Origin of the sequence: Actinoplanes sp. NBRC 103695, from assembly GCF_030269485.1 — a bacterium.
Classification (GTDB): domain Bacteria; phylum Actinomycetota; class Actinomycetes; order Mycobacteriales; family Micromonosporaceae; genus Actinoplanes.
In genome coordinates this window covers 70,423-95,955 of sequence record NZ_BSTL01000018.1, presented here as the reverse complement: position 1 = coordinate 95,955, position 25,533 = coordinate 70,423, and the positions used below count along the sequence as shown (strand labels likewise).

At 71.9% G+C, this 25,533-nt stretch carries 23 protein-coding genes; 16 read left to right on the top strand and 7 right to left on the bottom strand.

The genetic code is table 11. From position 1 onward, the window contains the following. Window positions 1-20 precede the first annotated feature (20 nt). Genes QSK31_RS30365 through QSK31_RS30345 form a run of 5 tightly spaced genes read left to right on the top strand, consistent with a single transcriptional unit; the run spans window position 21 to window position 4,744 of the window. Complete coding sequence (locus tag QSK31_RS30365; RefSeq protein WP_285687938.1) at window positions 21-746, top strand: FadR/GntR family transcriptional regulator; 726 nt, start codon at window positions 21-23, stop codon at window positions 744-746. Next, complete coding sequence (gene dgoD, locus QSK31_RS30360; RefSeq protein WP_285687937.1) at window positions 727-1,875, top strand: galactonate dehydratase; 1,149 nt, start codon at window positions 727-729, stop codon at window positions 1,873-1,875. Before QSK31_RS30365 ends, dgoD begins: the two co-directional genes overlap by 20 nt. 2 nt (window positions 1,876-1,877) lie before the next feature. Beyond that, the gene (locus tag QSK31_RS30355) at window positions 1,878-2,111 is read left to right on the top strand and encodes a hypothetical protein (protein WP_285687936.1); all 234 of its coding nucleotides are present in this window, start codon (window positions 1,878-1,880) and stop codon (window positions 2,109-2,111) included. Window positions 2,112-2,153: 42 nt separating this feature from the next. Beyond that, window positions 2,154-2,747 carry a bifunctional 4-hydroxy-2-oxoglutarate aldolase/2-dehydro-3-deoxy-phosphogluconate aldolase gene (locus QSK31_RS30350; RefSeq protein ID WP_285687935.1) on the top strand — a complete coding sequence of 198 codons (594 nt, stop codon included), beginning with the start codon at window positions 2,154-2,156 and terminating at the stop codon, window positions 2,745-2,747. Between the two features lie 2 nt (window positions 2,748-2,749). Beyond that, entirely contained in the window at window positions 2,750-4,744 is a 1,995-nt protein-coding gene (locus QSK31_RS30345) for a DUF8189 domain-containing protein (RefSeq protein ID WP_285687934.1), read from the top strand. Window positions 4,745-4,776: 32 nt separating this feature from the next. Here QSK31_RS30345 and QSK31_RS30340 read toward each other — a convergent pair whose 3' ends face one another. From QSK31_RS30340 to QSK31_RS30325, 4 genes are all read right to left on the bottom strand, one after another. Beyond that, a complete protein-coding gene (locus QSK31_RS30340; RefSeq protein WP_285687933.1) occupies window positions 4,777-6,300 on the bottom strand; it encodes a diguanylate cyclase in 1,524 nt (507 codons plus the stop codon). A gap of 165 nt (window positions 6,301-6,465) precedes the next feature. Continuing rightward, a complete protein-coding gene (locus tag QSK31_RS30335) occupies window positions 6,466-8,313 on the bottom strand; it encodes a recombinase family protein (RefSeq protein ID WP_285687932.1) in 1,848 nt (615 codons plus the stop codon). Window positions 8,314-8,378: 65 nt separating this feature from the next. Next, window positions 8,379-8,867 (bottom strand): recombinase family protein, encoded by a 489-nt coding sequence (locus QSK31_RS30330; protein ID WP_285687931.1) that lies wholly within the window; start codon window positions 8,865-8,867, stop codon window positions 8,379-8,381. After that, window positions 8,864-9,298, bottom strand: a complete 435-nt coding sequence (locus QSK31_RS30325) for a hypothetical protein (RefSeq protein ID WP_285687930.1) — start codon at window positions 9,296-9,298, stop codon at window positions 8,864-8,866. The genes QSK31_RS30330 and QSK31_RS30325 overlap by 4 nt, the downstream gene beginning before the upstream one ends. Window positions 9,299-9,623: 325 nt before the next feature. On the opposite strand from QSK31_RS30325, the gene QSK31_RS30320 reads away from it, so the two are divergent. After that, complete coding sequence (locus QSK31_RS30320; RefSeq protein ID WP_285687929.1) at window positions 9,624-9,830, top strand: hypothetical protein; 207 nt, start codon at window positions 9,624-9,626, stop codon at window positions 9,828-9,830. Window positions 9,831-9,894: 64 nt separating this feature from the next. On the opposite strand, the gene QSK31_RS30315 is transcribed toward QSK31_RS30320, so the two are convergent. The 3 genes from QSK31_RS30315 to QSK31_RS30305 are packed head-to-tail and all read right to left on the bottom strand — an operon-like array spanning window position 9,895 to window position 11,762. Continuing rightward, window positions 9,895-10,086: a hypothetical protein gene (locus QSK31_RS30315; RefSeq protein ID WP_285687928.1), complete on the bottom strand. Its 192-nt coding sequence runs from the start codon at window positions 10,084-10,086 to the stop codon at window positions 9,895-9,897. Continuing rightward, window positions 10,079-11,002 carry a TRM11 family SAM-dependent methyltransferase gene (locus QSK31_RS30310; protein ID WP_352244514.1) on the bottom strand — a complete coding sequence of 308 codons (924 nt, stop codon included), beginning with the start codon at window positions 11,000-11,002 and terminating at the stop codon, window positions 10,079-10,081. Before QSK31_RS30310 ends, QSK31_RS30315 begins: the two co-directional genes overlap by 8 nt. 19 nt (window positions 11,003-11,021) lie before the next feature. Continuing rightward, window positions 11,022-11,762 carry a hypothetical protein gene (locus QSK31_RS30305; protein WP_285687926.1) on the bottom strand — a complete coding sequence of 247 codons (741 nt, stop codon included), beginning with the start codon at window positions 11,760-11,762 and terminating at the stop codon, window positions 11,022-11,024. A 678-nt stretch (window positions 11,763-12,440) separates the two neighbouring features. Between QSK31_RS30305 and QSK31_RS30300 the strand changes: the two genes are divergently transcribed. From QSK31_RS30300 to QSK31_RS30255, 10 genes are all read left to right on the top strand, one after another. Beyond that, on the top strand, window positions 12,441-13,274 hold the full coding sequence (locus QSK31_RS30300; RefSeq protein WP_285687925.1) for a hypothetical protein: 834 nt from the start codon (window positions 12,441-12,443) through the stop codon (window positions 13,272-13,274). A 301-nt stretch (window positions 13,275-13,575) separates the two neighbouring features. Then, window positions 13,576-14,019, top strand: a complete 444-nt coding sequence (locus QSK31_RS30295) for a pilin (protein ID WP_285687924.1) — start codon at window positions 13,576-13,578, stop codon at window positions 14,017-14,019. Next, window positions 14,019-16,145, top strand: coding sequence for a conjugal transfer protein TrbL family protein (locus tag QSK31_RS30290; RefSeq protein WP_285688061.1), 2,127 nt, complete (start codon window positions 14,019-14,021; stop codon window positions 16,143-16,145). Before QSK31_RS30295 ends, QSK31_RS30290 begins: the two co-directional genes overlap by 1 nt. Beyond that, on the top strand, window positions 16,145-17,077 hold the full coding sequence (locus QSK31_RS30285) for a PrgI family protein (protein ID WP_285687923.1): 933 nt from the start codon (window positions 16,145-16,147) through the stop codon (window positions 17,075-17,077). Before QSK31_RS30290 ends, QSK31_RS30285 begins: the two co-directional genes overlap by 1 nt. Beyond that, window positions 17,074-18,867 (top strand): VirB4 family type IV secretion system protein, encoded by a 1,794-nt coding sequence (locus QSK31_RS30280; protein WP_285687922.1) that lies wholly within the window; start codon window positions 17,074-17,076, stop codon window positions 18,865-18,867. Before QSK31_RS30285 ends, QSK31_RS30280 begins: the two co-directional genes overlap by 4 nt. 40 nt (window positions 18,868-18,907) lie before the next feature. Continuing rightward, the gene (locus tag QSK31_RS30275; protein ID WP_285687921.1) at window positions 18,908-20,269 is read left to right on the top strand and encodes a hypothetical protein; all 1,362 of its coding nucleotides are present in this window, start codon (window positions 18,908-18,910) and stop codon (window positions 20,267-20,269) included. Further along, window positions 20,266-21,900, top strand: a complete 1,635-nt coding sequence (locus QSK31_RS30270; RefSeq protein ID WP_285687920.1) for a type IV secretory system conjugative DNA transfer family protein — start codon at window positions 20,266-20,268, stop codon at window positions 21,898-21,900. The genes QSK31_RS30275 and QSK31_RS30270 overlap by 4 nt, the downstream gene beginning before the upstream one ends. 62 nt (window positions 21,901-21,962) lie before the next feature. Further along, complete coding sequence (locus tag QSK31_RS30265; RefSeq protein ID WP_285687918.1) at window positions 21,963-22,781, top strand: replication-relaxation family protein; 819 nt, start codon at window positions 21,963-21,965, stop codon at window positions 22,779-22,781. Further along, the gene (locus QSK31_RS30260) at window positions 22,769-23,815 is read left to right on the top strand and encodes a M23 family metallopeptidase (RefSeq protein WP_285687917.1); all 1,047 of its coding nucleotides are present in this window, start codon (window positions 22,769-22,771) and stop codon (window positions 23,813-23,815) included. Before QSK31_RS30265 ends, QSK31_RS30260 begins: the two co-directional genes overlap by 13 nt. 436 nt (window positions 23,816-24,251) lie before the next feature. Then, entirely contained in the window at window positions 24,252-25,289 is a 1,038-nt protein-coding gene (locus QSK31_RS30255; RefSeq protein WP_285687916.1) for a MarR family transcriptional regulator, read from the top strand. Window positions 25,290-25,533: the final 244 nt, after the last annotated feature.

Below are 25,533 nucleotides of genomic sequence, written 5' to 3'. Positions count from 1 at the left end.
TTACAGGGAGGCAGGACCGGATGCAGCAGTACGTGGCCCGTGGCGTGCACGGCCAGACCGTCGAGGTGCTGGCCCAGCGGATCCTCAACGGCTCGTTGCCGGAGGGCGGCACGCTCGACCTCAACGCGTTGCAGTCCGAGTTCGACGTGAGCCTGACCGTGCTGCGCGAGGCGCTGCGGGTGCTCGCCGCCAAGGGCCTGGTGGACGCCCGGCCCAAGCGCGGCACCTTCGTCCGGCCGCGGTCCGCCTGGAGCCTGCTGGACAGCGACGTGCTGCGCTGGCAGTTCACCCGCGCGCAGCGCCCCGGGCTCTTCGACGACCTGCACGAGCTGCGCGGCATCGTCGAACCGGGCGCCGCCAGCCTGGCCGCCGCGCGGGCCACCGACGAGGACCTGGCCGCCCTGGACCAGGCGCTGGCCGACATGGCCGCCGCCGGAACCGACCCGGCCGCCGCGGTGGCCGCCGACCTGGCGTTCCATCGGGCGCTGCTGGCTGCCACCCACAACGAGCTCGTCCAGCGCATGGAGGTGGTGATCGAGACCGGCCTCGCCGAACGTGACCGCATGGTGCACGGCGCGGCCGGCGGTTCCCAGGATCCGGTTCCCAGCCACCGAGCCGTGCTGGACGCGATCCGGCGACGTCAGCCGGAGCAGGCTTCCCGCGCGATGGGCCGCCTGCTCGAACAGGCCGTCGAGGACGTGGCCCGGCTGGAGAGGACGGCGCATCGTGAAGATCGACAGAATTGAGACCTTCCTCGTGGCGCCCCGGTGGCTGTTCTGCCGGGTGAGCACGGACGACGGTCTCGTCGGCTGGGGCGAGCCGGTGGTCGAGGGGCGCGCCGAGGTGGTCCGGGCCGCCGTCGAGGTGCTCTCCGAATACCTCATCGGCGAGGACCCGCTGCGCATCGAGCACCACTGGCAGGTGCTGAGCAAGGGCGGCTTCTACCGCGGCGGGCCCATCCTCTCCAGCGCCGTCGCCGGGATCGACCAGGCGTTGTGGGACATCGCCGGCAAGGCGTACGGCGCGCCGGTGCACGCCCTGCTCGGCGGCGCCGTCCGAGATCGCGCCCGGGTGTACGCCTGGGTCGGCGGCGACGAGCCCGGCGAGATCACCGACGCGGTCGCCGCGCACGTCGAGGCCGGCATGACCGCGGTCAAGATGAACGCCAGCGGCCGGCTCTCCCCGGTGCCCACCGTGGCCGAGATCAACGGGATCGTGGAGCGGGTGGCCGCCGCCCGCGCCGCCCTCGGCGACCACCGTGACGTGGCCATCGACCTGCACGGCCGGGCCAGCCTCCCGGCCGCGCGGCTGATCCTCCCCGCGGTCGCGCCGCTGCGCCCGATGCTGGTCGAGGAGCCGCTGGTCCCGGAGCAGACCCACCTGCTCGGCGACCTGGTGCGGTGCACGCCCGTGCCGGTCGCGACCGGCGAGCGGCTGTACGACCGTGCCGGTTTCCTGCCCGCCCTCCAGGCCGGGGTCAGCGTGGTGCAGCCGGACCTGTCGCACGCCGGTGGCATCTCCGAGGTACGCCGGATCGCGTCGCTCGCCGAGACGTACGGCGCGCTCTTCGCCCCGCACTGCCCGCTCGGCCCGATCGCGCTCGCCGCCAGCCTGCAGGTCGCCTTCGCCACGCCCAACTTCCTGATCCAGGAACAGAGCATCGGCATCCACTATCACCACGGCACCGCCGACCTGCTCGACTACGTGACCGACCGCGCGCCGCTGGAGATCGTGGACGGGCACATCGCCCGCACCGACGCGCCCGGCCTCGGCATCACGGTCGACGAGGCCGCGGTACGCCACGCGGACCAAGCGGGTCACACGTGGCGCAACCCGGTGTGGCGGCAGGACGACGGGTCGTTCAGCGAATGGTGACCGTGACGACCGACCCCGCGCTGGGCGGACGCTGGACCTCGCTGCGTGCGGCCGGCCGCGACTGGCTGTGGCACCGCCCCGATCCGGCCCGCTCGCGTGGGCGGCCGGGAGACTCCTTTGTGGACGCGGGCGGTGTCGAGGAGTGCCTGCGACCGTCAGGGGACCGGACCGGCGACCCGGCCACCGCCGGCGACTCCGGCCTGTGCGAGTGGCGGCCGACGGTGGGTACGTCGTGATCGACGTCGGCAGCGACGTCGCAGAACTGGGAGAAATCACCGATGAACTTTGACGAGATCCTCGGCCGGACCCGGGTCATGGCCATCCTGCGCGGCCTACCGCCGGACGAGACCGTCGCGGTCGCCAATCGCTTGTGGGACAACGGTGTCACGGTGCTCGAGGTGCCGATCGGCACCCCCGCCGCGATTGCCGGCTTGCGCGCAGCGGTTACCGCCGCCGCCGAACGCGGCCTGCGGGTCGGCGCCGGCACGGTGATCACGCCCGAGCAGGTGGGCGCGGCGGCCGATGCGGGCGCGCAGTACACCGTGGCCCCCGGCTTCGATCCCGTTGTGCTGGCGGCATCGCTGGCCAACGGGATGCCGCACCTGCCCGGCGTGGGCAGCGCCACCGAGGTGCAGCACGCGTGGCTGGCCGGATGCCGCTGGCTCAAGGCGTTCCCGGCGAAGGCGCTCGGACCGGCCTGGATCTCCGGGCTGCTCGGCCCGTTCCCCGACGTCGAGTTCGTGGCGACCGGCGGCCTCACCGTCGCCGACGCCCCCTCCTTTTACGCCGCCGGTGCGCGGGTTGTCGCGCTCGGTGCCGCGCTGGCCGACGAAGCCCAGCGCGATCAGGTCCGTTCCCTCCTCGAGGAGTAACCGTGCGCATCCTCCGTACCCTTGCTCTCTCCCTGCTCCTGGTGTTGATCCCGCTTCCCGAAGCCGCCTCGGCCGCACCCGGCCCGACCCCCTACATGGGGTGGAACACCTACTTCGGGCTCGGCGGCGACCCGACCGAGACCGAGGTCAAGAGCATCGCCGACTTCATGGCCGCGAACGGCCTGCGCGAAGCCGGCTACAAGATCATCTGGATCGACGGCAACTGGGCCGCGCCGACCCCGCGCAACGCCCGCGGCGACCTGGTGGCCGACCCCGCACGTTTCCCGTCCGGCATGCCGGCGCTGACGAAGTACCTGCACGACCGCGGCTTCCAGGCCGGCATCTACACCGACGCGGGCCCGTACCTCGAGGGCCAGTGCGGCCTCGGTTCCTACGGCCACTACCGCAACGACGTGCGGCTCTTCGCCCGCTGGGGCTTCGACGCGCTGAAGGCCGACTGGCTGTGCGGCCGGGCGTCCGGCATGGACCCGGAGACGACGTTCCGCGCGCTGGCCGCCGAGGTCACGAGGTCACCCCGGCCGATGATCTTCAACATCTGCAATCCGGTGAGCAGCGACTGGGGCGGCGGTCCCTACACGCCGCAGCAGTTGTCCACCTGGAGCTACACGTACGCGCCGGAGATCGCCGACTCGTGGCGTACCTACACGGATGTCGGCCTGGTCACCTCCGAGCCGCGGTGGCAGTGGGACTGGGTGCTGCGCAACATGGACGTCAACGCCTACCACCCCGCGGCCACGTCGCCCGGCCACTTCAACGACCCCGACTACCTGCTGCCGATGCGCCCCGGCGAGCTCACCTTCGAGGAGTCGCGCACCCAGCTGGGCATGTGGGCGATCATGGCGTCGCCGCTGATCATCGGTTCGGACCCGCGCGGGCTGCCCGCGCCCATGCTCGAGGCGCTGCGCAACCCCGAGATCATCGCGGTCGACCAGGACCCGCTGGTCCGGCAGGGCGTGAAGGTCGCTGGTGACGTCTGGAGCAAAACCTTGTCGGGTACGGGCCGGCGCGCGGTCGCCCTGCTCAACCGGGGCGACACCGCCCGCCGGATCACGGTGACGTTCGCCGACGTGGCCCTGACCGGCCCGGTGCAGGTGCGCGACCTGTGGAGTCGGTCTTCTCTCGGCGAGTTCACCGGCTCGTACACGATCGAGGTGCCGGCGCACGGCACCGCGATGCTGAAGCTGACCGGCACCGACCAGGTCCGAGGCGACGACCTGGGCGCCGCCGGCACCGATTCGCCGTCGGTGGCGGGCGGCCACGTCTTCACCCGAGGCGCCGACGGTGTGCTCCAGGAGTACGTCGACGGCGCCTGGCGGGGCCTGGGCCGCAAGATCCAGGGCCGGCCCGCGGCGTACGCGTCGGCCGGCGGCCGCATCGACGTCTTCGTCCGTGGCCGGGACAACCGCGCCTGGCAGCTCACGCTCGTGAATGGCCGCCGGCGGACCTGGGCCGACCTGGGCGGCGCCCTGACCTCTTCGCCGTCGGTGGCGTTCGCCTCGCCGACCTCGTGGACGCTCTTCGCCCGATCCGCGGACGGCCAGGTCAAGTCCCGGGGTACCCGCCCCGGCTGGACGTCTCTCGGAGCGCCGTACGACGGCCCGATCCAGGACAGCCCCACGGCATCGATCGACGGCGCCGGCGCGATCCACGTGTCGGTGCGGTCGCCCACCGACGAGATCTGGGACCGAGTCCTGACCGGCGGGACCTGGTCCTCGTGGCAGAACCTGGGCGGCACCCTGAACACCAGCCCGACCGCGGTGACCACCGAGGGCCGGATCTACCTCTTCGCGGTGGCGGCCGACCGCAGGCTCTGGCAGAACAACCACGTCGGCGGAGCGTGGGGTGGCTGGTTCCCGCGTTCCGAGTTCGCCACCGACGAGATCCAGGGCCCCGTGGGCGCCGAGCCCGGCGTGTCCGGCAGCGCCACGCTGGTCCTGCGCGGCATCGACAACCACATCCACCGCACCACCCTCTGATCCCGCACCCGTCGCCGGTGCCGCGGGCCCGTTCAGGCGACGACGAGGTCCCGGCCCTGGTGCTTGGCCGCGTAGAGCCGCCGGTCGGCGTGGTCGAACAGATCCGGGCCGCTCATCCCCTCGGCGTACGCGGCCGCCCCCATGCTCACCGTCACCCGCAGGCCAGGCATCAGGCCGTCCCAGTCGTAGCTGTTGACCGCCGCGCGGATCCGATGGGCGATCGAGGCCGCCGTGCTGAGGTCGGCGTCGAGAAAGACGGCGAACTCGTCCCCGCCGAAGCGAACCGGCACGTCGCCCTCCCGGCAGTGCGCGCGCAGCACGTCGGCTACCGCGCGCAGCACCCGATCGCCGACGCCGTGCGAAAAGGTGTCGTTGATGTCCTTGAATTTGTCCACGTCGACCAGGATCAGCGAGGTGCCGCCGCCGGCCCGGCCCATCCAGGCGTCGAAGGCGCGCCGGTTGCCCAGCCCGGTCAGGGCGTCCGAGATCGCGACGCCCTCGGCCTGGTCCCGGGCCGCCTCCAGCTCGGCACGCCGCTGGGCCTGTCGCAGCATCTGCCGCCGGTCGAGGCGCTGCCGCCACAACAGGGCCACCTGCTCCCGCAAGGTGTCCAGCATCGTCTGGGTCGCCTCCCCCGGGTCCATCGCGGCGGCGACCCGGGCCAGCTCGAAACGGATGATCAGGCGATGGCCGGTGTGCTCGGAGAGCTCCATCGCCGCGATCATCTCGCGGTATGCCCCGCGCAGATCGCCCAGCACGTGCAGCGCCGAGCCGTACGCCAGGTGCAGCAACCGCGCCTCGTGCCGCAACCCCTGCGCCCGGAGCGGCAGCAGATGCTCCTCGGCCAGCCGGACCGCCTCGTCGGGCTCACCGGTCCGCGCCAGGCCGGCGGCGAGCAGTCCCACACCCGCCGGGGTGTCCGGCTCGTCGATCAGATGCTGCCTGGCGAGGGCGACGCTGCGGGTGAGCCGTGCCCGGGCCTCGCTGACGGCGCCCACCTGTTGCAGCCGTATGCCCCACTCCAGCAAGGTTTCGGCGTGGATCAGCCGCAGGCTTGCCTGGAAAACAGGGTCGGCGGCGGAGTCCCGGGCACACTGGTCGGCCAGCTCGTAGAGTTCGGCGGTCTGCGCGGCGTCGCTGACCGAGCAGAGCGCGGAGAAGTATCGGCCGTGGCGCGGCAGGAGATCCAGTTCGGTGGTGGCGCGGGCCAGCAGCTGCAGCCCTTCGTCGGTGCGGCCCAGCCGGATGTAGATGCAGGCCTGGTCGGCCAGGATCTTCACCAGGTTGCCCCGGGGCCCCGAGAGGCGCCGGGCGGCGGCCAGCTCCTCGCTGATCGCCAGCGCCTCGTCGAACCTCCCCAGCCCCAGCAGCGCGTACATCCGGGCCTGGCGGGCGATCAGGTAGGCCGAACGGTCGCCCAGGCCGAGGAGCACCGCCTCGACCCGGTCACCGAGCAGCAGCGCTTCATAGTGCCGCCCGTTCGTGGTGAGGTTGTGCACCTCCAGCGCGTACCCGAACAACACCCCGTGGGAGTCGGCGGGAACGGGCAGCGGCATGTCTCAGCTATTCGGCACGGATGCCCGAGACCTGATCCTTGCGAACCAAGATCATGGCAGCCGCGCTGACGCGTCAGCGCGAGGCCTCGGTGACTTCGGTACGTCCTCGGTTCAGACCGCCGTGGGGGTCGGAACGGCCGGGCGTGGAAAAGGCCACCAACCGCGCTATCGCTGGTCAGTGGCCCGAAAGTTCTGGTGAGCTGTCGTGCCCCCGGCAGGGCATGTCACAGAACTGTGCAGGGATCGGCCGGTGGCCCCGTCAACGACGGGGCCACCGGCCGGTTGGCGTTTGGGGTGGGATTCGCGGGCGCTTGTCATGATCATCTGCGACGCTTGCGGGATCAGGTGTCCGCTGACCCGTGCCCGGTAGGTAGCTCGATGCGCAAGCTTGTCGTAGCTGATCTGGACGGCGAACGCGTCGAGTAGCCGGCGGAGTCGGTCGTCGGGAAGCGAGAAGAAGTTGATCTCGATCTCGGGTAGGTGTGCCAGCAGGTCAACCTGTCCGACGGGGTCCGGAGGCGCGGACTCTTCGAGATAAGTCAGCTCGGCGGTGCGTTCGCGTAGTTGGCCTTCGAGGTCGGCCAGGCGGGCTTGGATGCGGCTGAAGACGGTTCCGTCGGGGTCGTCTCGTTCTTCCAAGACGGTCGTCAGTCGTTCCAGGCGCTGCTGTACGTCCCCGACCGCGCGGCGGACGGCCAAGATCCGTTGGTTGTGGTTCTCGGCGAGGCGGACAGTTTTGGCGTCGATGCTGCTGTTGACCAGGCTGAGCCGGTCGGGGCCGAGGAGGTGCCGGTTGAAGAAGGTGGCTAGACCGTCGAGGAGTTCGTCCTCGCGCAGCCAAATGGTGGCCGGGTGTCCCTCGGGCCGATCGCGTTCGCGGGGCTGGCAGTAGTAGTAAGGCGTCTTCGCGTGATTGCACTTGCCGTGCATGCGTCGGCCGCCGCACAACTCGCATAGAACGTGGGACCGGAGGGGGTAGCTCACGCGGGTCTGCCGGTGGCGGTTGGTGCCCGATGTCTCGGATCGGGAGCGGCGTCGGTACTTGGCGATCTCTTGGGCTGAGCTGAACAGTTCGACGGAGATGATCGCGGGGTGGGTCGGGGTGTCGGACACGATCCACTCTTCGCGGCTGTTGGTCTTGCCGGGGTGGAGCTTGTCTTTGGTGGACCGGCGGTTCCAGACCATGTGTCCGGTGTACTTCGGGTTGAACAAGATCTCCCGGACTGCGGAGCCGGTCCATCGTCCGACGGCCCGTTCTGGGTCCACTGGCTGCGGCGGCGGATACCGGTCGAGGTCCGTGTTGAGGCGTTCGGCGATGGCGCGGTAGGCGAGCTTCTCGTCGACCCGCCAGGTGTAGATCTGTACGACGACCGGGCCGCGTACGGGGTCGATGCTCAACTTGGTCTTGTGCTTGCCCTGCGCCCGCTTGGCGGGTACCGGGTGGCGGTGCTTCTCCGCCTCGTAGCCGTAGGGCGGTTTGCCGATGTTCCAGCCCTGCCCGGTGTGGACCTCGAAGCCGTCCCAGCTCTTTTCGAGCATTTCGAGGATGTACCACTCGGCGACACCCTGTTTGGTGCGGCGCAGGAGTACCTGACTGGCGCGCTTGCGCTTGCGGCCGTTGGACTGGCCGTTGAGGATGATCGGCTCGTCGGCGGCCAGCAGCGGCACACCGGCCAGTTCCAGGTCGTGCTCGATCTTGGTGCCCTGGTGAGTCCACCGGGCGATGCGGTCGATCGATTCGCAGATCACCACGTCGAACCGGCGGTCTGGTGAGGTCGCCTCGGCCAGCAGATCGCCGAGGCCGCCGTCGCGGGGGATGCCGATGTCGAATTTCTTCCACGCGGTGCTCCGGCCGCGCTGGTCGAGTTCCTTGCGGGAGGACTCGACGTCGTAGAACCGGGCGACGATGACCATGCCGGGCAGTAGGGCTCGCTCGCTGTTGGTCAACTGCCGGGGGATCGACAGCGTCGGGTCCTGCTGCTCGTCGGTGGAAGTCCGGCCCAGGAACGCCACCCGCACGGTGCGCTCGATGGCCGGGCCGGTCGTGGCCGGGCGCAGCCACTCGGGCAGGGACGCCGTCATCGGCAATCTCCTTCCGTGACGAGCCCGGCTAGCACGTCGAGGTAGACGACGCTGTACAGCCGCAGCGGTGTCGGCAGCGGGCCGTCGTCGGCGCGAGGCTCGGACGCGAGCAGGAGTTCGACGCCCGCGATGGCCAGCGTGCGCAGGATCGCGGTGACGGCGTCCGCCTGTCGGGGCAGCCGGTCAAGGGCTGTGCTGATGACGAAGTCGAACCGCCGGTCCTGGCGGCTGGTCTCGGTGAGCAGCGCCTGCAGACCGCCGGCGCGGTCTGCGTGTCTCCCGCCGAGGTTGAGCGTCGCGGGCGTGTGCCAGCAGTGAGGTCGTGCGCCGACGTCGTAGAACACGGCAGTGACGGCGCCGTCCGGCAGCACGGAGACGCACTGCTGATACTGCTGGGCGAGGACGTGGGCGGCCATGGCGGGATCAGTGTCGTCGGCGGTGTAGCCGTAGAACGCCGCCCGGACCGGCGCGAGCCGGGCGCTCACGCCTGGCCTCCGTTGCCGTCGGGGATGTCGCTGGGTGACGGTGCGGTCAGCGGGAGGATATGGCAGTGTGCACCGGTCTCGGTGAACCGGTTGGTGCGGGCGTTCCACCACTGCTCGGCGCGGTCCGGCCCGGTGAAGGGGCCGACAACGAACATGCGGTGGCTGACCGGGTGGAGGCACACCGCGACGGTGAGCGCGTTGAGGTCGTCCACGGAGGCGGTAACCGGGGCGCGTACGGGCACGGCGGCGAGCACCGCCCCGGCGGCGGTGAACTGGTAGGGATGGGCCAGCGTGCCGGTGGTGCGGTCGGCGGCGCCGGGCGGGCAGACAGCGACGGTGATCGTACTGTCGTCGGGTTCCGTCGTCGGTATGTCGTCGGGGGCGTGGGCGGCCAGCCGGCCAGTGCCGTCGCGGATGACGGTGACATACATGATCGGTTGCCTCCTGTGGCTGTCGGTGTCCGGTCAGGCCACGGGCCGACCGCCCGGTTCGGCGGTCGACCCGTGGGTGTCGATCACCGCTCAACTCGGTGAAGGGATCAAGCCGGTCGCGGCTGGCGTACCAGCCGGCGGTGGGTGAAGACGGCGGTGACCGGGCGCTAACTGGCGAACCGTCCGCCTGGCGGTCCCCCGACACCGTTGGGCTTCCTACACGCGCCACCGCAGAGCACTGATTTGCTCGATATATGCGCCGCACCTCGATGCCAGGAACATAGGGTATATATCGGTATCGTCCTGACTGGCGAGGAGACCTGACGTGGAGAACACCGCTGAGGCCAAACAAAGCGCAGACGTCCGAAGCGGTCTGGCCAAGATAGGGGTCCAGGCGGAAGTAGTCACCTCCGGCGCGGTGACGCGAATTACGGCAGAGCAGGACGCGCTTCAGGCGGCGGTCGCACAATTCGCGACCGATGAGTGGAGAGTGGGCAACTGGTCCTTGGAAATTCAGCGGAACCAGAGTTGATCGCGATCAGAGCGGAACTCCTCGCGACTATCGTGCCGCGACGCTGAGGCACGTCCCGTTCCAATCAGTCCGATGTGGCGTCGGACCGGTGCTCGTGCAGCCAGGTGAGCACGTCGAGGATTACCTCGGCCTGGAGCGCGGCAAGCCGCCGACCCGCCTCACCATCGACGACGGCGATGTCGAACTGCATCGTCAGCTCGTGCCGGAGGCCGGCGTCGCTGGCCGGCGGGTTGGGATCGGACGACGGGTCAGCCATGGGCGGTGACCGGGCCGGATGGTGCCTTCAGGATCACCACGTCCTCGTGCTGCGTCAGCCACTGCGGATCTCCGGCGGCGATGGCGTCGCGGACGTTCTTCTGCTGGAAGAACGAGGCCCGAGGGATGAGTACGCCGTTGCGGATGCCGCAGATCGGCGCGAGGCATAGGTCGACCAGGTCGAGGCCGGCGTTGACGCCGGCTGCCTCCACCATGCCCGGGATGTCGATCAGCTCGCCGTGGCGGCGGTAGGGGCGGGCGGTGATCACGACGTGCCCGCCGGGGCGGAGAAGCGCCCGGCAGCCGGCGAGGATTTCGGTGAATCCGTCGGCGAGCTGGTCGTGGCTGCGGTAGGCGAGGTTGTCAGTACCGCCGTAGCGGTGGTGAATCTTGCGGACCTTGCCGCGCCGTGCGCCGGGGGTGCGGACGTGACCGTGGGTGGACGGCCCGTACGGCGGTGAGGTGATCACCAGAGCGACCCGGCCCCTCAGGCTGGCCGGCACGAGTGTCGGCAGTCGGGTGGAGTCGCCGGTGTAGACCTCACCGCGCCCCGGCGCCCCGGTCTGCTCGGTGTGTCGGACGTTGTCGGCGGCCTTGGCGGCCCATTCGGGTTCGTACTCCACGCCGATGCCCGTGCGGCCCAGCCGCATCGCCTCGACGACCGTGGTGCCGATGCCGGCCATCGGGTCGAGCACCACCTCGCCGGGTGCGGTGTAGGTGCGGATGGCGTAGCGGGCGATGGTCGGGATCATCTTGCCGGGGTGCTGCATCGACTCCGGGGTGTACCGGCCGCGCCGCAGGTCACGCGAGGCAGTCTGGCCGGTCAGCCACACCGAACCCAGGTAGCCCGCAGCGAGCAGCGTTGCCAGGTCGGTCGCGTCGGTGGTGAATTGGTCGGCACCGTGGAGGGCGGCGATGTCGAACGGCGAACGCAGTTCAGGCACGGGCGGTCTCCTGTCCGGTGGCGGTGCTGGCGAACACGAGCAGGTCCCGGAAGGTCGGCACGTGGCGGCCGTGGAAAAGCCGCCGTCCGTCGTCGGCCTCGTCGGGCCATTCCGGTTCGGTGCGCGGCTCGTGCTCCGGCAGGCCCACCCGCATGAACGGGAGGTGCTGGTGGTACAGCAGCCCGGCCGCGCGGGCGGCGGCGATGACCGTCGAGCGGTGGCTGACCGTGCCCGGCTGAGGGCCGTGGGCGGTCAACGCCGCGACGAGGAACCCGCCGGGGCGCAGCAACGGCCGCCATCCGGTCATGGCCCGGGTCATGCCGTGCAGGTCCAGGCTGTACGCCCCGGCGCGAGGCAGCGTGACCAGGACGAGGTTGGCGCCCAGCCCGGGTCGGCGCACCACGCGGCGCGGCCAGCGGCCATTCGGCGGTGGCACGAGTCGGACCCGAGGACCGTGGCGGCCAGCGACGAGCCGCGCCGGGGCGCGGCGCAGGTACCGGGCCGCCTCGATGACACCGGGGTGCCCATCGAAGTCGACCACGACGTCCCCGAAGCGGGTGTAGCGGCGGATCAGGTAGGCGAGGGTGGCCGAGGGCAGGCCGTTCCAGTCCGGCGCGGCCACGGCCGCGCGACCGTGACGCGGCGTCTCGGGCTGGATCGCAGGGGCGAGGAACAAGCCGACCGGTACCGGCTGTGGCCGGTCACCGGGGGCGGTGGAGCTGGGCTTCGGCATGGGCGTGTGGGCCACGTCCGCCGACTAGCGCTGACATAAAGGGATTACAAATTCGGCCCCCGAATTGGAAACCCGCAGCGCCCCCGGCCCGGTCCGCAGCGTCCGTGCCGACCCTTGAACAAGATCGAGTCAGGTTGAACGCGCAGGTCAGAGGTTTGCGCGTCGGGTACACGGCTCATGCGAAACGGCCGTCGAAGCGGGGTGCACCGGCGTGGCCCTTGAACAAGATCCACGGCCGGGTTGAACAAGATCAGCTCGCGGGTTGAACAAGATCCACCTGGCTGTTCCGGACCTTGAACAAGATCATCGAACCTGTTGTCGACCTTGAACAAGATCACTGGTGCGGCGGTTGGACCGCCTCCGTAGCGGTTGCACAAGCCCCACCGGCGCGTCGGGGCGGCGAGCGTGTTCAAGCTCGCTGCCGCCGGTGGCAGCGTCGCCGTGCCGAGCGCCTTGAACACCCTGCTTGCCGCCGGGCCGACCGGCGCGGCGTCCGCCGAGTCGTGGACGAGCCGCATCGACGCCGATGCGTGGCCGCGTGGTGGAGCGGGGCCGCGCCGACCCTTGAACAAGATCACGAGTGTTCATGATCTGTTCAAGGCCCCTGGTGGCGTGGTGGCACACCGCCGACCGGCGCTCTCGCCGGACGGCACGACGCCATCACGAGGGAGCACCACCATGACCCGTCGAACGCCTGACGCCGTGGAACCGACCACTGAGGCCGGTCCGTCGCGTGGCGAGACGCTGCTCAACGACATCGAGTACCGGTTCCGGCTGGTCGGGCAGGGGCCGAAGCCGCTGTCGGTGGACGGGCGCGGCCTCGGCCACGGCCTGCCCCGCCGCCGCATCGCCTTGCCCGAGCTGTCGGCGATCCTGATGCACCCGGCCTGCGGCTACGCCGCCCGCGACGCGGCGTGGCGGCTGCTCGTGCGCAACGCCCGCACCGGCGACCTGAAGTGGCGCGCGGGCGCCGTCGGGGTGGCCCTGCCGGGCCTGCGGTTCAAGGCATACCTGCTGGCCAAGCTGTCCGTCGGCGACGTGCAGGCGGCCATCGTCGAGCACTTCCTGCGCGCCCTGGCCACGGTAGACGTGTCCAAGCCGGGCGTGGTCGGCAATCTGCTGTCCACCGCGTTCTCGAAGGCTCGCACCGAGCTGCGGGACCAGGAGCCGGCCAGCTCCGGGGCACCCAACTTCGCCCCCGGCGCGGTACTGCCTCCGGCCCCGTACGGCCACCCTGACCTGGTGCTGGCCCGCGCGGTGACGGCCGGAGTGCTCACCGTGGAGGAGGCGGAACTGATCGGCGTGACGTACCTGGAGGACGTCAACCTCACTGCGCACGCCGAGTCCACCGGTCAGCCTCGATGGAATCTCTACAAGCGACGGACCGCCGCGGTGGCCCGACTGAAGGCCGCCCTCGATGCCGGTGAGCTGTCCGACCCGTACGCCGACGTGATCAACGAGGCCACCATGACCGTCGTCCTGGATGTGCCCACCGTCCGCAAGCGCCCGTAGCAGCCGCCTCTGAGCTGCGGTTTTCCAATCCGAGCCCCGGATTTGTAATCCCTTAGTGCGGGACTTCTCCGCGCAGGTGACCTACTCCGACCGGACCCGCTGACGGCGCTGACACCCCGTACGGTCCCCGGCCCTTCGCCCCTCGGTGAGGAGGACGGCCGCGCCGGTCGGCAGCACAGGTCACCTCTCGAGCGCACGTCCAGATCCCGCCTTCGCCAAGCCATACGCGCGCACCAGCCCTGGCCCGACCCTGCCCTGCGCAAGGGCGGCTTCGGCGTGCGCACCGGAGGTGCCCCAATCCATGAACCCCGTAGTGTCCCCGCGCCACGAGGCGGCCGATCGCCGCCGCCTCGTGGTCGACCGGCGCAGGCGGCCCACAGGCCGCCACCTGCGCCGATACCCGCCCCGCGCGGTCCGCGTCGGGCTCGCGGTCCTGCTCGGCGGCGCCGCAACAGCGTTGTGCGTCATCGCGGCGCCGCACGCCGCGTACGCGGCCGAGCCCGGCACGGTGGTGCTGGCCGTCGACTCGATTGACCAGGTGGTCAACAACATCCGCCTCTGGCTGGTCGGGATTCTCGCGTCCTGGGCGACCCTCTGCCTCACGGTGGGGTTTCTGCGCTACACCAGCGGCGAGCCCGGCGAGGTCGAGAAGGGCAAGTTGGCCCTGCGCAGCGCCGCCATCGGCTACGCGGGTGCGCTGCTCGCGCCGCTGCTGGTGACCATCATCGCGAAGTGGGTGGCCTGATGGCGGCCCGCGCCCGGCGACCGCGCCGGCTGTCTCGACGCACTGCACTGTTGCTGATCGTCCTGGCGGTCCTGGCTGGCCTTGCCCTGCTGTGGGCCGGGTCGGCGTGGGCCGACCCGAGCCCGGCACCCGGCCCGTCGCCCACGGCTCCAGGCGCGCCGACGACCTCGCCCGGGACGGGACCGTCCCCGTCCGCGACGCCGTCCCCGTCCGCGCCGGTCACGCCGAGTCCGATTCCGGCGCCGCCCAGCCAGGGCACGTCGAGCCCGCCAACGGGCAGCGACGATCCCGCCTGGTACGACATCAACGGGCAGATCCGGAAGGCCGTGGCGGATCTGATCGTGTGGGTCGCCAACCAGGCCCTGCAGCCGGTGCTGGAGGCGCTGGGCCGGTCGTGGTTGTCCACCCCGGATTTGACCGGCAACGCCCAGGTCAGCGCCTTCTGGACGACGAGCCTGGTCACCGCCAACGGCGTCTTCGTGCTGTTCATCGTCGCCGGCGGGTTCCTGGTCACCTCGCGGGAGACGCTGCAAACCCGGCACGGCCTCAAGCAGGTGCTGCCACGTATCGCCCTCGGCGCGGTCCTGGCCAATTGCAGCCTGATCCTCTGCGGCAAGGCCATCGAGTGGACCAACGCGCTGACCGTGGCGATTGCCGGCAACACCGTGGACGGGCCGACCGCCGCGACCGCGATCCGGCAAATGGTGGACAACGCCATGAAGGGCGACGGGTTCATGATGGCGCTGCTGGTCATCGCCGTGATCGTCATGTGCCTCGTGCTGGAGTTCACGTTCGTGCTGCGGCTGGCCGCGCTGATCCTGCTCATCGGCATCGCCCCGGCGGCGCTGATCTGCCACGCCAGTCCGCTCACCGAAGGTATCGCGCACACCTGGTGGCGTGCCTTCGCCGCCTGTCTGGGCCTGCAACTGGCTCAGGCCATCGTCGTGATGGCCACGGTGAAGATCTTCCTCACGCCGACGGGGCCGAGCGCGCTGGGCCTGCCGACCACCGGAGACGGGCTGCTCGGGGTGCTGGTCTGCATCACGATGCTGTGGGTCTTGATCAAACTCCCGGGTTGGATGCGGCAGTTCGTCCTCGGCCCGCTCGGGCAGCGTGGTGGTCGGGGCCTGCTCGGTCAGCTTGTGCACGCGTACCTGACCATCAAGACGCTCGGCGCGGCGAGCGGACTGCTGCGCGGTGCGAGCGCCGTCGGTGCCGCCGGGACGGCAGCGGGACGGACAGCGACGTCCCGTCCGAGCGGTGGTCGTCCGTCCCCGGCGCGCACCAGCGGTGCCCGTCCGCCCCGTCCGCCCCGTCCGTCCCCGGCCCGTCCGTCCCCGGCGGGACCGGCCGCGTTCAGCCACGCCCCGGTCAACCAGGCGCCGCTGTCGTCCCCGTCCGGGACGAACGGTCCGCCGTCGTTCAGCGATGCGCCGTCCCCGGCCGCCCCGTCCCCGGCGCCGTCCGGCGGGGTTCCGGCTGCGCAGTTCTCCCACCCGTCCCCGACTGAGACACCTCGCCGAGTCCCGGCCGCACCGGCGGCGCGCGTCGCCTTCAGCGACGCCGCACCGGAGCCGGCAAACGCCACGGCGAGGCCGGCGCCGACCGGCGCCGCTCCGGCGGCGACCTTCTCGGCCGCGTCGGCGCCGCACAGCGCACCTCGCCGGCCTCCAGCCCCGGTCACGCCGGTGTTCTCTTCGGCCCCGCCAGCCGGCGCGACCGGCGGCGGGCCACGCCGGGCCGCGACCCCGGCCAGCCGTCCCACGGCGGCGCGGCGTGCCACCACGGCCGGGCGCACGTCCGGTCCGGCGCCCACACCGACGGGCACGCCGCCCGCGCGGACAGCCGCCGCCCGGCGGGCACCGGTTACCCCACCGGCACGGACGACGCCGTCCACATCGCCGTCCCCGGGCGCACGCCGGTCGGTGAACCCGCCCCGTCCGCCATCCCCGTCCCCGCCGCCGTCCCCGTCCGCGCCTCGGTCGGCTGCGCCGTCCCCGGCGGCGACCTCGGCCCCGGTGGTCCCGGCCGGCCGTCCCGTCCCGTCCCCGCCGTCCTCGCCGTCCCCGCCGGCTCGTCGGTCCCCACCGGTCCGGCGCCGTCCCCGAGAAAGGGGTGATCAGTAATGACCCGCCACAGTGACGAGGCGCCGTTGCGCGCTCGGGTACCGGCGGACGTCGAGCGGCCGGACAAGCTGGCGTTCAATCTGACCGGCCGCCAGTTGGTGATCCTCGCCGTCACCGGGCTGCTGCTGTACTCGGCATGGACGGCGGTGGCGACCAGGGTGCATCCGCTGGTGTTCCTCGCCTTCGCGATGCCGGTCGCGGCGGTGGCGTTCCTGCTCGCGGTCGGCCGTCGCGACGGCATCAGCCTGGACGCCTGGGTGTGGGCGGCATTGCGGCACCGGCGCAGCCCGCACCGCCTCGTCCCGGCCGATGGACCGGTGGTGGCCGCCCCGGCGTGGGTCGCCACCACCGCCGGGCCGGGCGACCGGCTCCCGCTGCCGGCGCCGCTGCGGCTGCCCGCGAAGGGCATCACCGGCGAAGGGCTGGTCGACCTCGGCCCGGACGGCACCACCGGTCTGGTCGCCGCCGCCACCGTGGCGTTCGGGCTGCGCACCCCGGCCGAGCAGAACGGCTTGGTCGCCGGGTTCGCCCGCTGGCTGCACAGCCTCGACGGCCCCGCGCAGATCGTCGTGCGGGCGCAGCGGGTGGACCTGACCTACCTCGCCGACCGGTTCCTCACCGCTGCGCCGGCCCTGCCGCACCCGGCGCTGGAAGAGGCTGCCCGTGTCCACGCCGAGTTCCTCGAAGACCTGGCCGGTCGGCGGGAGCTGCTGCACCGGCAGGTCACCGTCGCGGTGCGGAGCCGTCGCGGCCCGCACCACACCGCCCACGCGGCGGCCGAGGCGGTGCGCGCCCTGGGCGGCTGCGAGGTTCCCGCCCGGGTCCTGGATGGGCTGGATGCGGCGACGCGGCTGTCCGCCAGCCTCGACCCCGGCGCGCCGGCCGCCACGACGACGTATGCAACACCTGCCGAGGAAGGTGACCAGCAGTGAGCCTGCTATCCGCAGTGCTGCCGAGCCAGCGCCGGGCCACACCGGAGGCCGCGACGGTGCTCCCGGGTTCGCCGGACGCGGTCGAGGTCGGCGGCAGGTCTGTCCGGGTCGCTGACACCTACAGCACGACCCTCGCGGTGACCGGCTATCCGGCCGAGGTCGGGGCGGGGTGGGCAGAGCCGATCCTGTCCTACCCGGGACTGGTCGACCTGTGCTTCCACATCGAGCCGATCCCGCCGGTGGTGGCCTCGCAGCGGTTGCGCAAGCAGCGCGGCCGGTTCGAGTCCTCGCGCCGGCAGGACGCCGCCAACGGCCGTCTCGATGACCCGGAGTTGGACGCCGCGGCGGCCGACGCCGCCGAGATGGCCGCCCGGGTCGCGCGGGGCGAGTCACGGCTGTTCCGCGTTGGTACCTATCTGACCGTGCGGGCCGGCAGCGAGCAGGAGCTCGCCGACCGGGTGGTCGAGGTGCGGTCCCTGGCGGCGTCGCTGCTGTTGGACACCGCGCCGATGACGTGGCGGCAGTTGCAGGCTTGGGTCACCAGCCTGCCCCTCGCGTTCGACGCCCTGGGCATGAACCGGGTCTTCGACACCGACGCCCTCGCCGCGAGCTTTCCGTTCACCAGCCCGGATCTGCCGGAGACCGCCGCCGACACCGGGATGGGCGTGTTTTACGGGCTGAACCTGCACTCGCCGGGCGTGGTGGTGTGGGACCGCTGGGCGCAGACCAACTACAACGCGGTCATCCTCGCCCGCTCCGGTGAAGGCAAGTCCACCATCGCCAAGCACGACCTGTGGTGCAACCTGCTGCTCGGCGTCGAGGCGTTCGTCATCGACCCGGAAGACGAATACCTGGCCCTCGCGGACAAGGCCGGCGGGGTGGTGATCCGGCTCGGCGCCCCCGAGGTGCGGATCAACCCGCTCGACCTGCCGCCCGGCGACGATGACGCGCTGGGCGAGCGGGCACGGTTCATGCAAACCCTGGTCACGGTGATGGGCGCCGGTGACACCGCCACCAGTGTCCCGCTGCCCGGCGACGAGGCCCGCTCGCTGGATATCGCGGTGCTGGCCGCCTACCGGGCCAAGGGCATCACCACCGATCCGCGCACCTGGCGGCGCCCCGTGCCGCTCCTCGCGGATGTGATGGCCGAGCTGGAACGCCTCGACGACGCCGGCCGCCGGGTCGCCGCCCGGCTGCACCCGTACGTTGCCGGCAGCATGAAGGGCCTGTTCGACGGGCCGACCACCACCGCCGCGACCGGACACCTCGTCGTGTACGCGCTCAAGGACCTGCCCGAGCAACTGCACGCGGTCGGGACGCTGCTCACCTTGGACACCATCTGGCGGACCGTGCGCGGCGCTACGGCCTCCGGCCAGCGGCCGGACGTGCTGCGGATGGTGCTGGTGGACGAGGCGTGGAAGCTGCTGTCCGGCGGGCGCGGCGGCGTGTTCCTGGAGACCCTCGCGAAGTCGGCGCGGAAGTACGGCGTCGCCCTGACGGTGGTCACTCAGGACGCCGCCGATGTCCTGGCGACCAAGACCGGCCGCGCGGTCGTGTCCAACGCTGCGACACAGATACTGCTGCGGCAGGCAGCGCAGGCGATCTCGGCGGTGGCTGAGGCGTTCGGGCTCACCGACGGCGAGCGGGCGTTCCTGCTGTCCTGCCAGCGTGGCGACGCCCTGCTGACGGCCGGGTCCGCGCGGGTGGCGTTCCGCGCGCAGCCCGATCCGGTGGAGAGCGACTTCATCCTCACCGGTCCGGTGGCCGGCCCCGCCGCCCGCCGCCGCTGACCGCCGGGGCTTTCCCTTCTTGGTTGATTCGGAGTCCTCGATGATCCCTGTCTTCATTCCGTCGTCGTCCGCGCCGCCGCCTGCGGCACCCGCCGGTTGCGTGCCGGGCCGCGACGGCGTACCCGGCTCGTTCGTCGGCGAGCTGCTGTGCGGCACGTGGGGCGACGACGCCACCGGCGCGGCCTGGCATCTGCTCCGGGACAGGTGGCCGGTGCTGCTGGCCGCCGTCGCGGCGCTGATCGCCGTCCGGATCGCCTGGAAGGTTTGGCGGCGGCGGGTCTGGCGCCGCCACGCGGCCGGTGCGCGGTGGTTGCAGATCACCCCGCCGGTGACCGCAACACCGGCCGCGACCGTCGGCCTGTGGCGGCTACTCGCGACGGTGCTGCCCGCGCCGCGCAGCCGCGCGTGGCGCCCGGCCCGGCTCATCTGGGAGGTGGCCGCCGACCCGGACGGGATGCGGTGCGGGCTGTGGCTGCCGCCCGGGGTGAACCCGACCGCCGTGGTGCGGCTGCTGCAACGCGGCTGGCCCGGCGTACGCGCCGAACAGACCAGAGCGCCGCGTGTGCCGACTACCGGCGCGGTCGCCGTCCAGGCGGTGTGGCCGACCCAGCCGGAGTGGCTTCCCCTGGTCGAGGACGTCACGCCGCCGCCGCGCCGGGGTACCGATGTGGGCGCACCGGAGGATGACCGGCTGCGCGCCGTCTACGACGGGCTCGCCTCGGCCGGCCGTACCGGCGGCGCCCTGCTACAGGTCCACCTCGGCCGGGCACCCGCCCGGCGGCTGCGGCTACTTCGCCGCGCTATGACCAACCCCGAGCGTGCCCGCCGCGCCAAGGGGACGGCCCGCGCCGCCGCCTTGCTGGCCGATGGGCTGCGCGCGCTGATGCTCGGCGTGTTGGACTTCGTCGTTCCCGGCCCGTCCGGCTCGAAGCGACGCGCCGGGCCGACTGACCCCTACATGGCTGAGCTGGCCCGGCAGGCGCGGGCGAAGTTCGCCGACGCGCCGCACCTGCTCGTCGCCGTACACGCGGTCGCCACCGGCCCGACCACGGCCGCCGCACGGGCGGCAGCCGCCGACATCACCAGCGGTTTCGGGCTGCTCTCCGCGCACTTCACCCGCCGCCGGCTGCACCGTGGCGCGGTCGCGGCGGCCGACCGGTGGGTGCCCGAGACCCGGATGAGTCTCGTCTCCGTCACCGAAGCCGCCGCGCTGGCCGGGCTGCCCAGCGAGCCGGCCGCCTATGGCCTGCCCGGCGCCGCGTCCCGCCGCCGCGCCGCCACCCGCGACGTCTTCCGCACCACCGCCTGGACCTCCGGTCGAGAGGCCGGCGCCCGCCCGGCCGTGCCAGCGGATCGCAGCGCCGAGGACGACGACCCGCCGACCATCTGGAGCCCCGCATGACCGGCCGCCCGTCCGAGCCGACGAAGGCCCGCTCGGCGACGCGTGTGGCCGCGGCGACGGACGAGGGCCGACGCCGGCTCAACCTGGTGCCGCTCGAGGAACGCCATGGCCTGGGCGGCAAGGTCATCGGCGTCGCCAACGCCGGCCCTCGCATGCGTGTCGGAATCTCCCTGGCTGACTGCCGCTTCCACGTCCACTGCCTCGGCCCGACGGGTACCGGCAAGACCACGCTGCTCCAGAACATGATCCTCGCCGACGTCGAGGCCGGCCGTGGCGTGGCCGCGTTCGACCCGGCCAAGGGCGACCTCATCCGTGACCTCCTCGCCCGCCTGCCGAGGAGCTGCGGCGACCGCCTGGTGCGCATCGACCCGGACGAGCGCAAAGCCCCACCGGCGATCAACCTGCTCGACCCGGCCGTGCACGGCGGCAGCCCGCACGATGTGGCCGCCAACCTCACGGCGGTGATGGCGAAGGTCTGGTCGCGGTGGTGGGGACACCGCACCGCCGACATCTGCTATCACGGGCTGCTCACCCTCGCCCATCTGCCCGGCGCCACCCTGGCCCAACTGCCCCGGCTGCTGTCCGACGCAGGGTGGCGCGCCGCCCGGGTCAACGCCGTCACGAGCCGGTTGAACGCATGGGAGGGCAACACCCTCGGCGAGTTCTGGGAAGGGTTCAACGAGCTGCCCACCGCGCAGCGCTCCGGCCTGGTCGCCCCGCTGCTGTCCCGCCTACGCCTCGTCTTGGCGCACCCCCTGGCGATGTCGCTGTTCGGGGTGCCGGCGACCACGTTCTCCTTCGCCGACATCCTCGACGGCGGCGTCATGTTGTGCCGGCTCCCCAAAGGTGTCATCGGCGAGGACGGCACCCGCCTGGTCGGCTCCCTGTTGCTGGCCGGGCTGTGGCAGGCCACGACCGCCCGCGCTCGGATCCCCGAAGACGACCGGCCCGACGCCATGATCGTGTTGGACGAGTGCCACAACTTCCTGCACCTGCCCATCGGTATCGATGACGCCCTCGCCGAGTCCCGCGGCCTGCACGTCTCGTGGCTGCTCGCCCACCAGTACCTCGGGCAGCTCTCCGGCGACATGGTGGAGGCGATCGACGCCAACGCCCGCAACAAGGTGTACTTCGCCCTCGCCCCGCGCGACGCCATCGACCAGGCCCGGCACCTGCGGCCGTACCTCGATGACGGCGACCTGATCCGGCTCGGCGGCTACGAGGTCGTCCTGCGGCCGGTCGCCGGTGGCCGGGTGGTGCCGCCGGTCACCGCCGACACCGAACCTCCACCGCCGGCGCAGCCGGGTCGAGCGGCCGTCCTCTGTCAGGCGGCCCGCGAGCACACCGGCCTGCCGATCAAGGATCGTCGGCGGCTGCTCAGCGAAACCGCGACTGCCACGACCAGCCCTGAGCGATCTGCGTCTGTCGATGGGTCGGTGCCGGATCTGGTCGGTCGCAACACATTCACTGCATCTGATGTCCAGCAGGGCGAGTGGTCTAACGAGACCTCTAACGAGCAATCCAACGAGTTTTCCAACGAGTCCGACCGCTCGGGTGAACACGCCCCCTTGAACACGTCGTACGCGCACGTCGATGACGGGCTGGAGGACCCATGGACCGGAGCCGACTGATAAGAGATATCCCTCCTACCCGTACCTCTGCCAGCGGCAGTTTCCGCCTTACGGCGTCCGTCGTGGCCGGCGAACTCGCTCGCCTCACGCCCCGCGACCGGCGCATTCTCGACCTGCTCGACCAGCACCAGACCTTCACCACCGACCAGCTCGTCGACCTGGTCTTCGGTTCCACCGGCCGAGCCCGCAACCGACTCAACACCCTTCATGATCGAGACATCCTCGACCGGTTCCGGCACTACCAGAGGCCCGGCTCGCAAGCGTGGAGGTGGACCCTCGGCCCGGTCGGCGCGGCCCTTGTCGCGGCCGGAAACGGCGCTGCGCTGCCTCGTCCGGCCGCTGTACGCGACGCCACGGCCCGGCTGGCGATGTCCCCAACGCTGGCGCACCTCGTGACGGTGAACGGGTTTTTCGTCGCGCTGTCCGCGCACGCCCGCACCAACCCCGGCGCGCGGCTGTCCGCGTGGTGGAACGAGGCCCGATGCCGTGAGGCGTGCGGCAACCTGGTCCGCCCGGACGGTCACGGCGTGTGGGTTGACGGCGCGCGGCCGGTGCCGTTCTGGGTCGAGATCGATCTCGGCACCGAACCGTTGCGGCGGGTCGCGGGCAAGCTGACCGGCTATGCGGCGCTTCCGCCGCGCCGGGCGTACCCGGTCCTGTTCTGGCTCCCCACCGCCGCCCGCGAGAGCAACCTGTACGCCCATCTGACCCGTGCGGGCGTGCCGGACGGGGTGACGGTGGCGACCGCCGCCGCCGACCACGCGGCCGGGGCGGGCGGCCCGGCCGGGCCGGTGTGGCGCCTCGTCGGGCACGCCGGCCGGGTCCGGCTGGCCGAGCTGCCCGCCCCGGCCGCCGAGGGTGGCGCGCCGTGGGACGGCTAGTCGGGTGGATCGCGGGTGGGCTCGTTGTGTTCCTGGTGTTGATCACGGCTGCCGCCGCCGGGGTGGTCTCGTCGGTGTTCGGCGGCGGCGGTGCGGACGGGGGCGGGTGTCTCGGTGCCGTGACCACGCCCGGCGCGGCCCCGGCCGGGCTGTCGGGCGAGCAGGCCCACAATGCCGGGGTGATCGTGGCCGTGGGTGAGCGGATGCGGGTACCGGTGCGCGGGTGGGTGATCGCCGTTGCGACCGCGCTGCAAGAGTCCGATCTGATCAACACCGGGGGTGGGCCGGACGACTCGTTGGGACTGTTCCAACAGCGGCCGTCGCAAGGATGGGGCACCCCGGAACAGATCATGAACCCCGATTACGCCGCCGGGAAGTTCTACGAGCACCTCCTCGCCGTGTCCGGGTGGCAAAGCATGCCGCTCACGGAAGCGGCACAGCGGGTGCAACGATCGGCGTACCCGGATGCGTACGCGAAACATGAGGCGCGGGCTACCGAGATCGTCTCCGCGTACACCGGCGGCACGCTGCCGACCTGTGACGGTGCGGCAATCGCCGCGTCCGGGTGGACCCGTCCCGTCGCGGGCACCGTGGGCTCTGGGTTCCGCACCCCTGACCGGCCCCACCACAACGGCGTCGACCTCATCGCCGCGCGGGGCACCGTGATCCATGCCGCGTCCGGCGGCGTGGTCGTGAAGGTGCGGTGCAACATCGCGGGCAACTCGTGGGACGCCCCGTTCAGCCCTTCCATGCCGTGTGACCGCGACGGGTACCCCGGGCTTGGTGGGTGCGGGTGGTATGTGGAGATCCGGCACGCCGCAGTCATCGTGTCGCGCTACTGCCATATGGTGCGCCAACCCATCGTGCACGTCGGCCAGACGGTCACGGCCGGACAGCCCATCGGCAACGTCGGAACCTCCGGCAATTCCTCCGGCCCGCATTTGCACTACGAGATCCACGAGGGTTATCCGGCCACCGAGGCGAATGCTATAAACCCGGTTCCGTTCATGCGGCAGAAAGGCGTACCCCTATAAACCAGTGAAGTGATTTTCCGCACCATACGAGTATGTCGTCTGTGCCAATCGCGCCGTGCATCCGGCCCGCCGCCGGACGCGCGGCGCGTTTTTGGTAAGCGGCCGAAAACCGCTGCCCGCCGATGTCGCCCGTACGCCCCGTCAGCCGTTGAGCCCATACAGGACAGCGGAGACACGCTGAACGCGCCGCAGCGACGAATACAGGGCCGTCAAATAGCGTTTCCGGCCGGCGGCATAGCCCCCGGAAACGGAGACTGAAACCGGGGCGATGCGTACCGCAGAAAGAGTCTTGCGCAACGGGGTTGACAACCATCGGCCATCGAGCGTCCATGGACGTGGGCAACAAAAACAGCCCCGGCGAACCGCCAAACAAAAGCGCACCACGCGCACGCGGAATCGCCATTGCCGACCCCTATTTGTACGGAGGCTATTCGCCATGACCACAACCACGCCCACCACCGCGCCGACCACCGCCGAGACCGTCGCGCGCACCCTGGCCAACCACCCCGACGGCATCACCGTCCGCGACCTCGCCACCGAGGCCGGCATCGGCGCCTCCACCGCCGCAAAGGCCCTCGCCACGATGGAAACCACCGGCACCGCCACCCGCACCCCCGGCCCCGCCAACGGCAACCGCAAGAGCGCCGACATCTGGCACCCCGTGGCGGACGACGCGGCGGCCCCGGCGGACGAGGCGCCCGTGGCGGACGACGCGGCGGCCCCGGCGGACGAGGCGCCCGCACCGGCCGCGCCGCGTCAGCCGGATCTGAAGGTCCTGATCATGGCCGGGGTGCTCGGCGACCACCCGGACGGCGTTTCGGCGGCGGTCGCCATCGCCGAGAGCGGTCTCGCCCCGGCCACCGGCGACACGATCCTCGCCGCAATGGAGGTCGCGGGTGCCGCGCGGCGCCTGCCCGTGGGCGACGACGGGGAGGAACTGTGGGTGCGCGGGGACGGCGACCTCGCCACGGTGGACCCGGCCAACGCCCCGACGCACGTCACGTGCCCGACGTGCGGGCACACCCGCCGGGTACGGCGCCCCTCGGCCACCGGCCGCCGCACCGGCGGTACCGGCCGCGCCACCGGCGACATCAACAGCGACGGGTCGCCGAAGTTGGGCAAGAACGGCCTGCGCAACCTGGTCGAGGCGTTCATGCGCGACCTCGGCCCCGGCCACGACGTCACCCCCGGCACGGCCGGGCGTGAGTTGGGTGGGCGTAGCTCGGGCGCGTGCCTCAACGCCATGAACGCGCTCACCGGGCTCGGTGTGCTGGTGATGACCAACCCCGCCCCGGTGCATTTCGCCCTGGTCGACAACCCCCCGGCGCCGTCCCCGGAGGTGGCCGCACTGATGACCCGCCCGGCCGCCGCCCCGGCCAGCGACGGCGACGGCGACGGCGACACGAGCGACGCCCCGGCCAGCGACGGCGACACGACCGTCACCCCGGCCGCAGACGAGGCCCTCGCCGCGTAGCGCGCCGCCCGGATCGGGTCCGGCCCACCATGGGCCAGACCCGATCCCGGCCGTGCCCGCCTCTGCCCACGATTGGAACGGGAGAACCCCTCATGAAGATCATCACGTACCGGCGGGTCGTCGTTGCGCGGGCGGCGTGCCCGGTGTGCCACGAACCGGCCACCGCACGCCCGCCGCGCCGGTGGCTTGCCGCACACGGGCCGCGCCCGGCGTGGTCGCACGTAGACGGTGAACCGCTGTGCCC

What these genes read in the sequence shown, in the direction of transcription:
- QSK31_RS30340 (WP_285687933.1), bottom strand. Translation starts at nt 6,300, where the DNA reads ATGCCGCTGCCCGTTCCCGCCGACTCCCACGGGGTGTTGTTCGGGTAC.
- QSK31_RS30365 (WP_285687938.1), top strand. Translation starts at nt 21, where the DNA reads ATGCAGCAGTACGTGGCCCGTGGCGTGCACGGCCAGACCGTCGAGGTG.
- QSK31_RS30300 (WP_285687925.1), top strand. Translation starts at nt 12,441, where the DNA reads ATGACCCGTCGAACGCCTGACGCCGTGGAACCGACCACTGAGGCCGGT.
- QSK31_RS30285 (WP_285687923.1), top strand. Translation starts at nt 16,145, where the DNA reads ATGACCCGCCACAGTGACGAGGCGCCGTTGCGCGCTCGGGTACCGGCG.
- QSK31_RS30295 (WP_285687924.1), top strand. Translation starts at nt 13,576, where the DNA reads ATGAACCCCGTAGTGTCCCCGCGCCACGAGGCGGCCGATCGCCGCCGC.
- QSK31_RS30350 (WP_285687935.1), top strand. Translation starts at nt 2,154, where the DNA reads ATGAACTTTGACGAGATCCTCGGCCGGACCCGGGTCATGGCCATCCTG.
- QSK31_RS30325 (WP_285687930.1), bottom strand. Translation starts at nt 9,298, where the DNA reads ATGTATGTCACCGTCATCCGCGACGGCACTGGCCGGCTGGCCGCCCAC.
- QSK31_RS30275 (WP_285687921.1), top strand. Translation starts at nt 18,908, where the DNA reads ATGATCCCTGTCTTCATTCCGTCGTCGTCCGCGCCGCCGCCTGCGGCA.
- QSK31_RS30290 (WP_285688061.1), top strand. Translation starts at nt 14,019, where the DNA reads ATGGCGGCCCGCGCCCGGCGACCGCGCCGGCTGTCTCGACGCACTGCA.
- QSK31_RS30255 (WP_285687916.1), top strand. Translation starts at nt 24,252, where the DNA reads ATGACCACAACCACGCCCACCACCGCGCCGACCACCGCCGAGACCGTC.
- QSK31_RS30305 (WP_285687926.1), bottom strand. Translation starts at nt 11,762, where the DNA reads ATGCCGAAGCCCAGCTCCACCGCCCCCGGTGACCGGCCACAGCCGGTA.
- QSK31_RS30315 (WP_285687928.1), bottom strand. Translation starts at nt 10,086, where the DNA reads ATGGCTGACCCGTCGTCCGATCCCAACCCGCCGGCCAGCGACGCCGGC.
- QSK31_RS30270 (WP_285687920.1), top strand. Translation starts at nt 20,266, where the DNA reads ATGACCGGCCGCCCGTCCGAGCCGACGAAGGCCCGCTCGGCGACGCGT.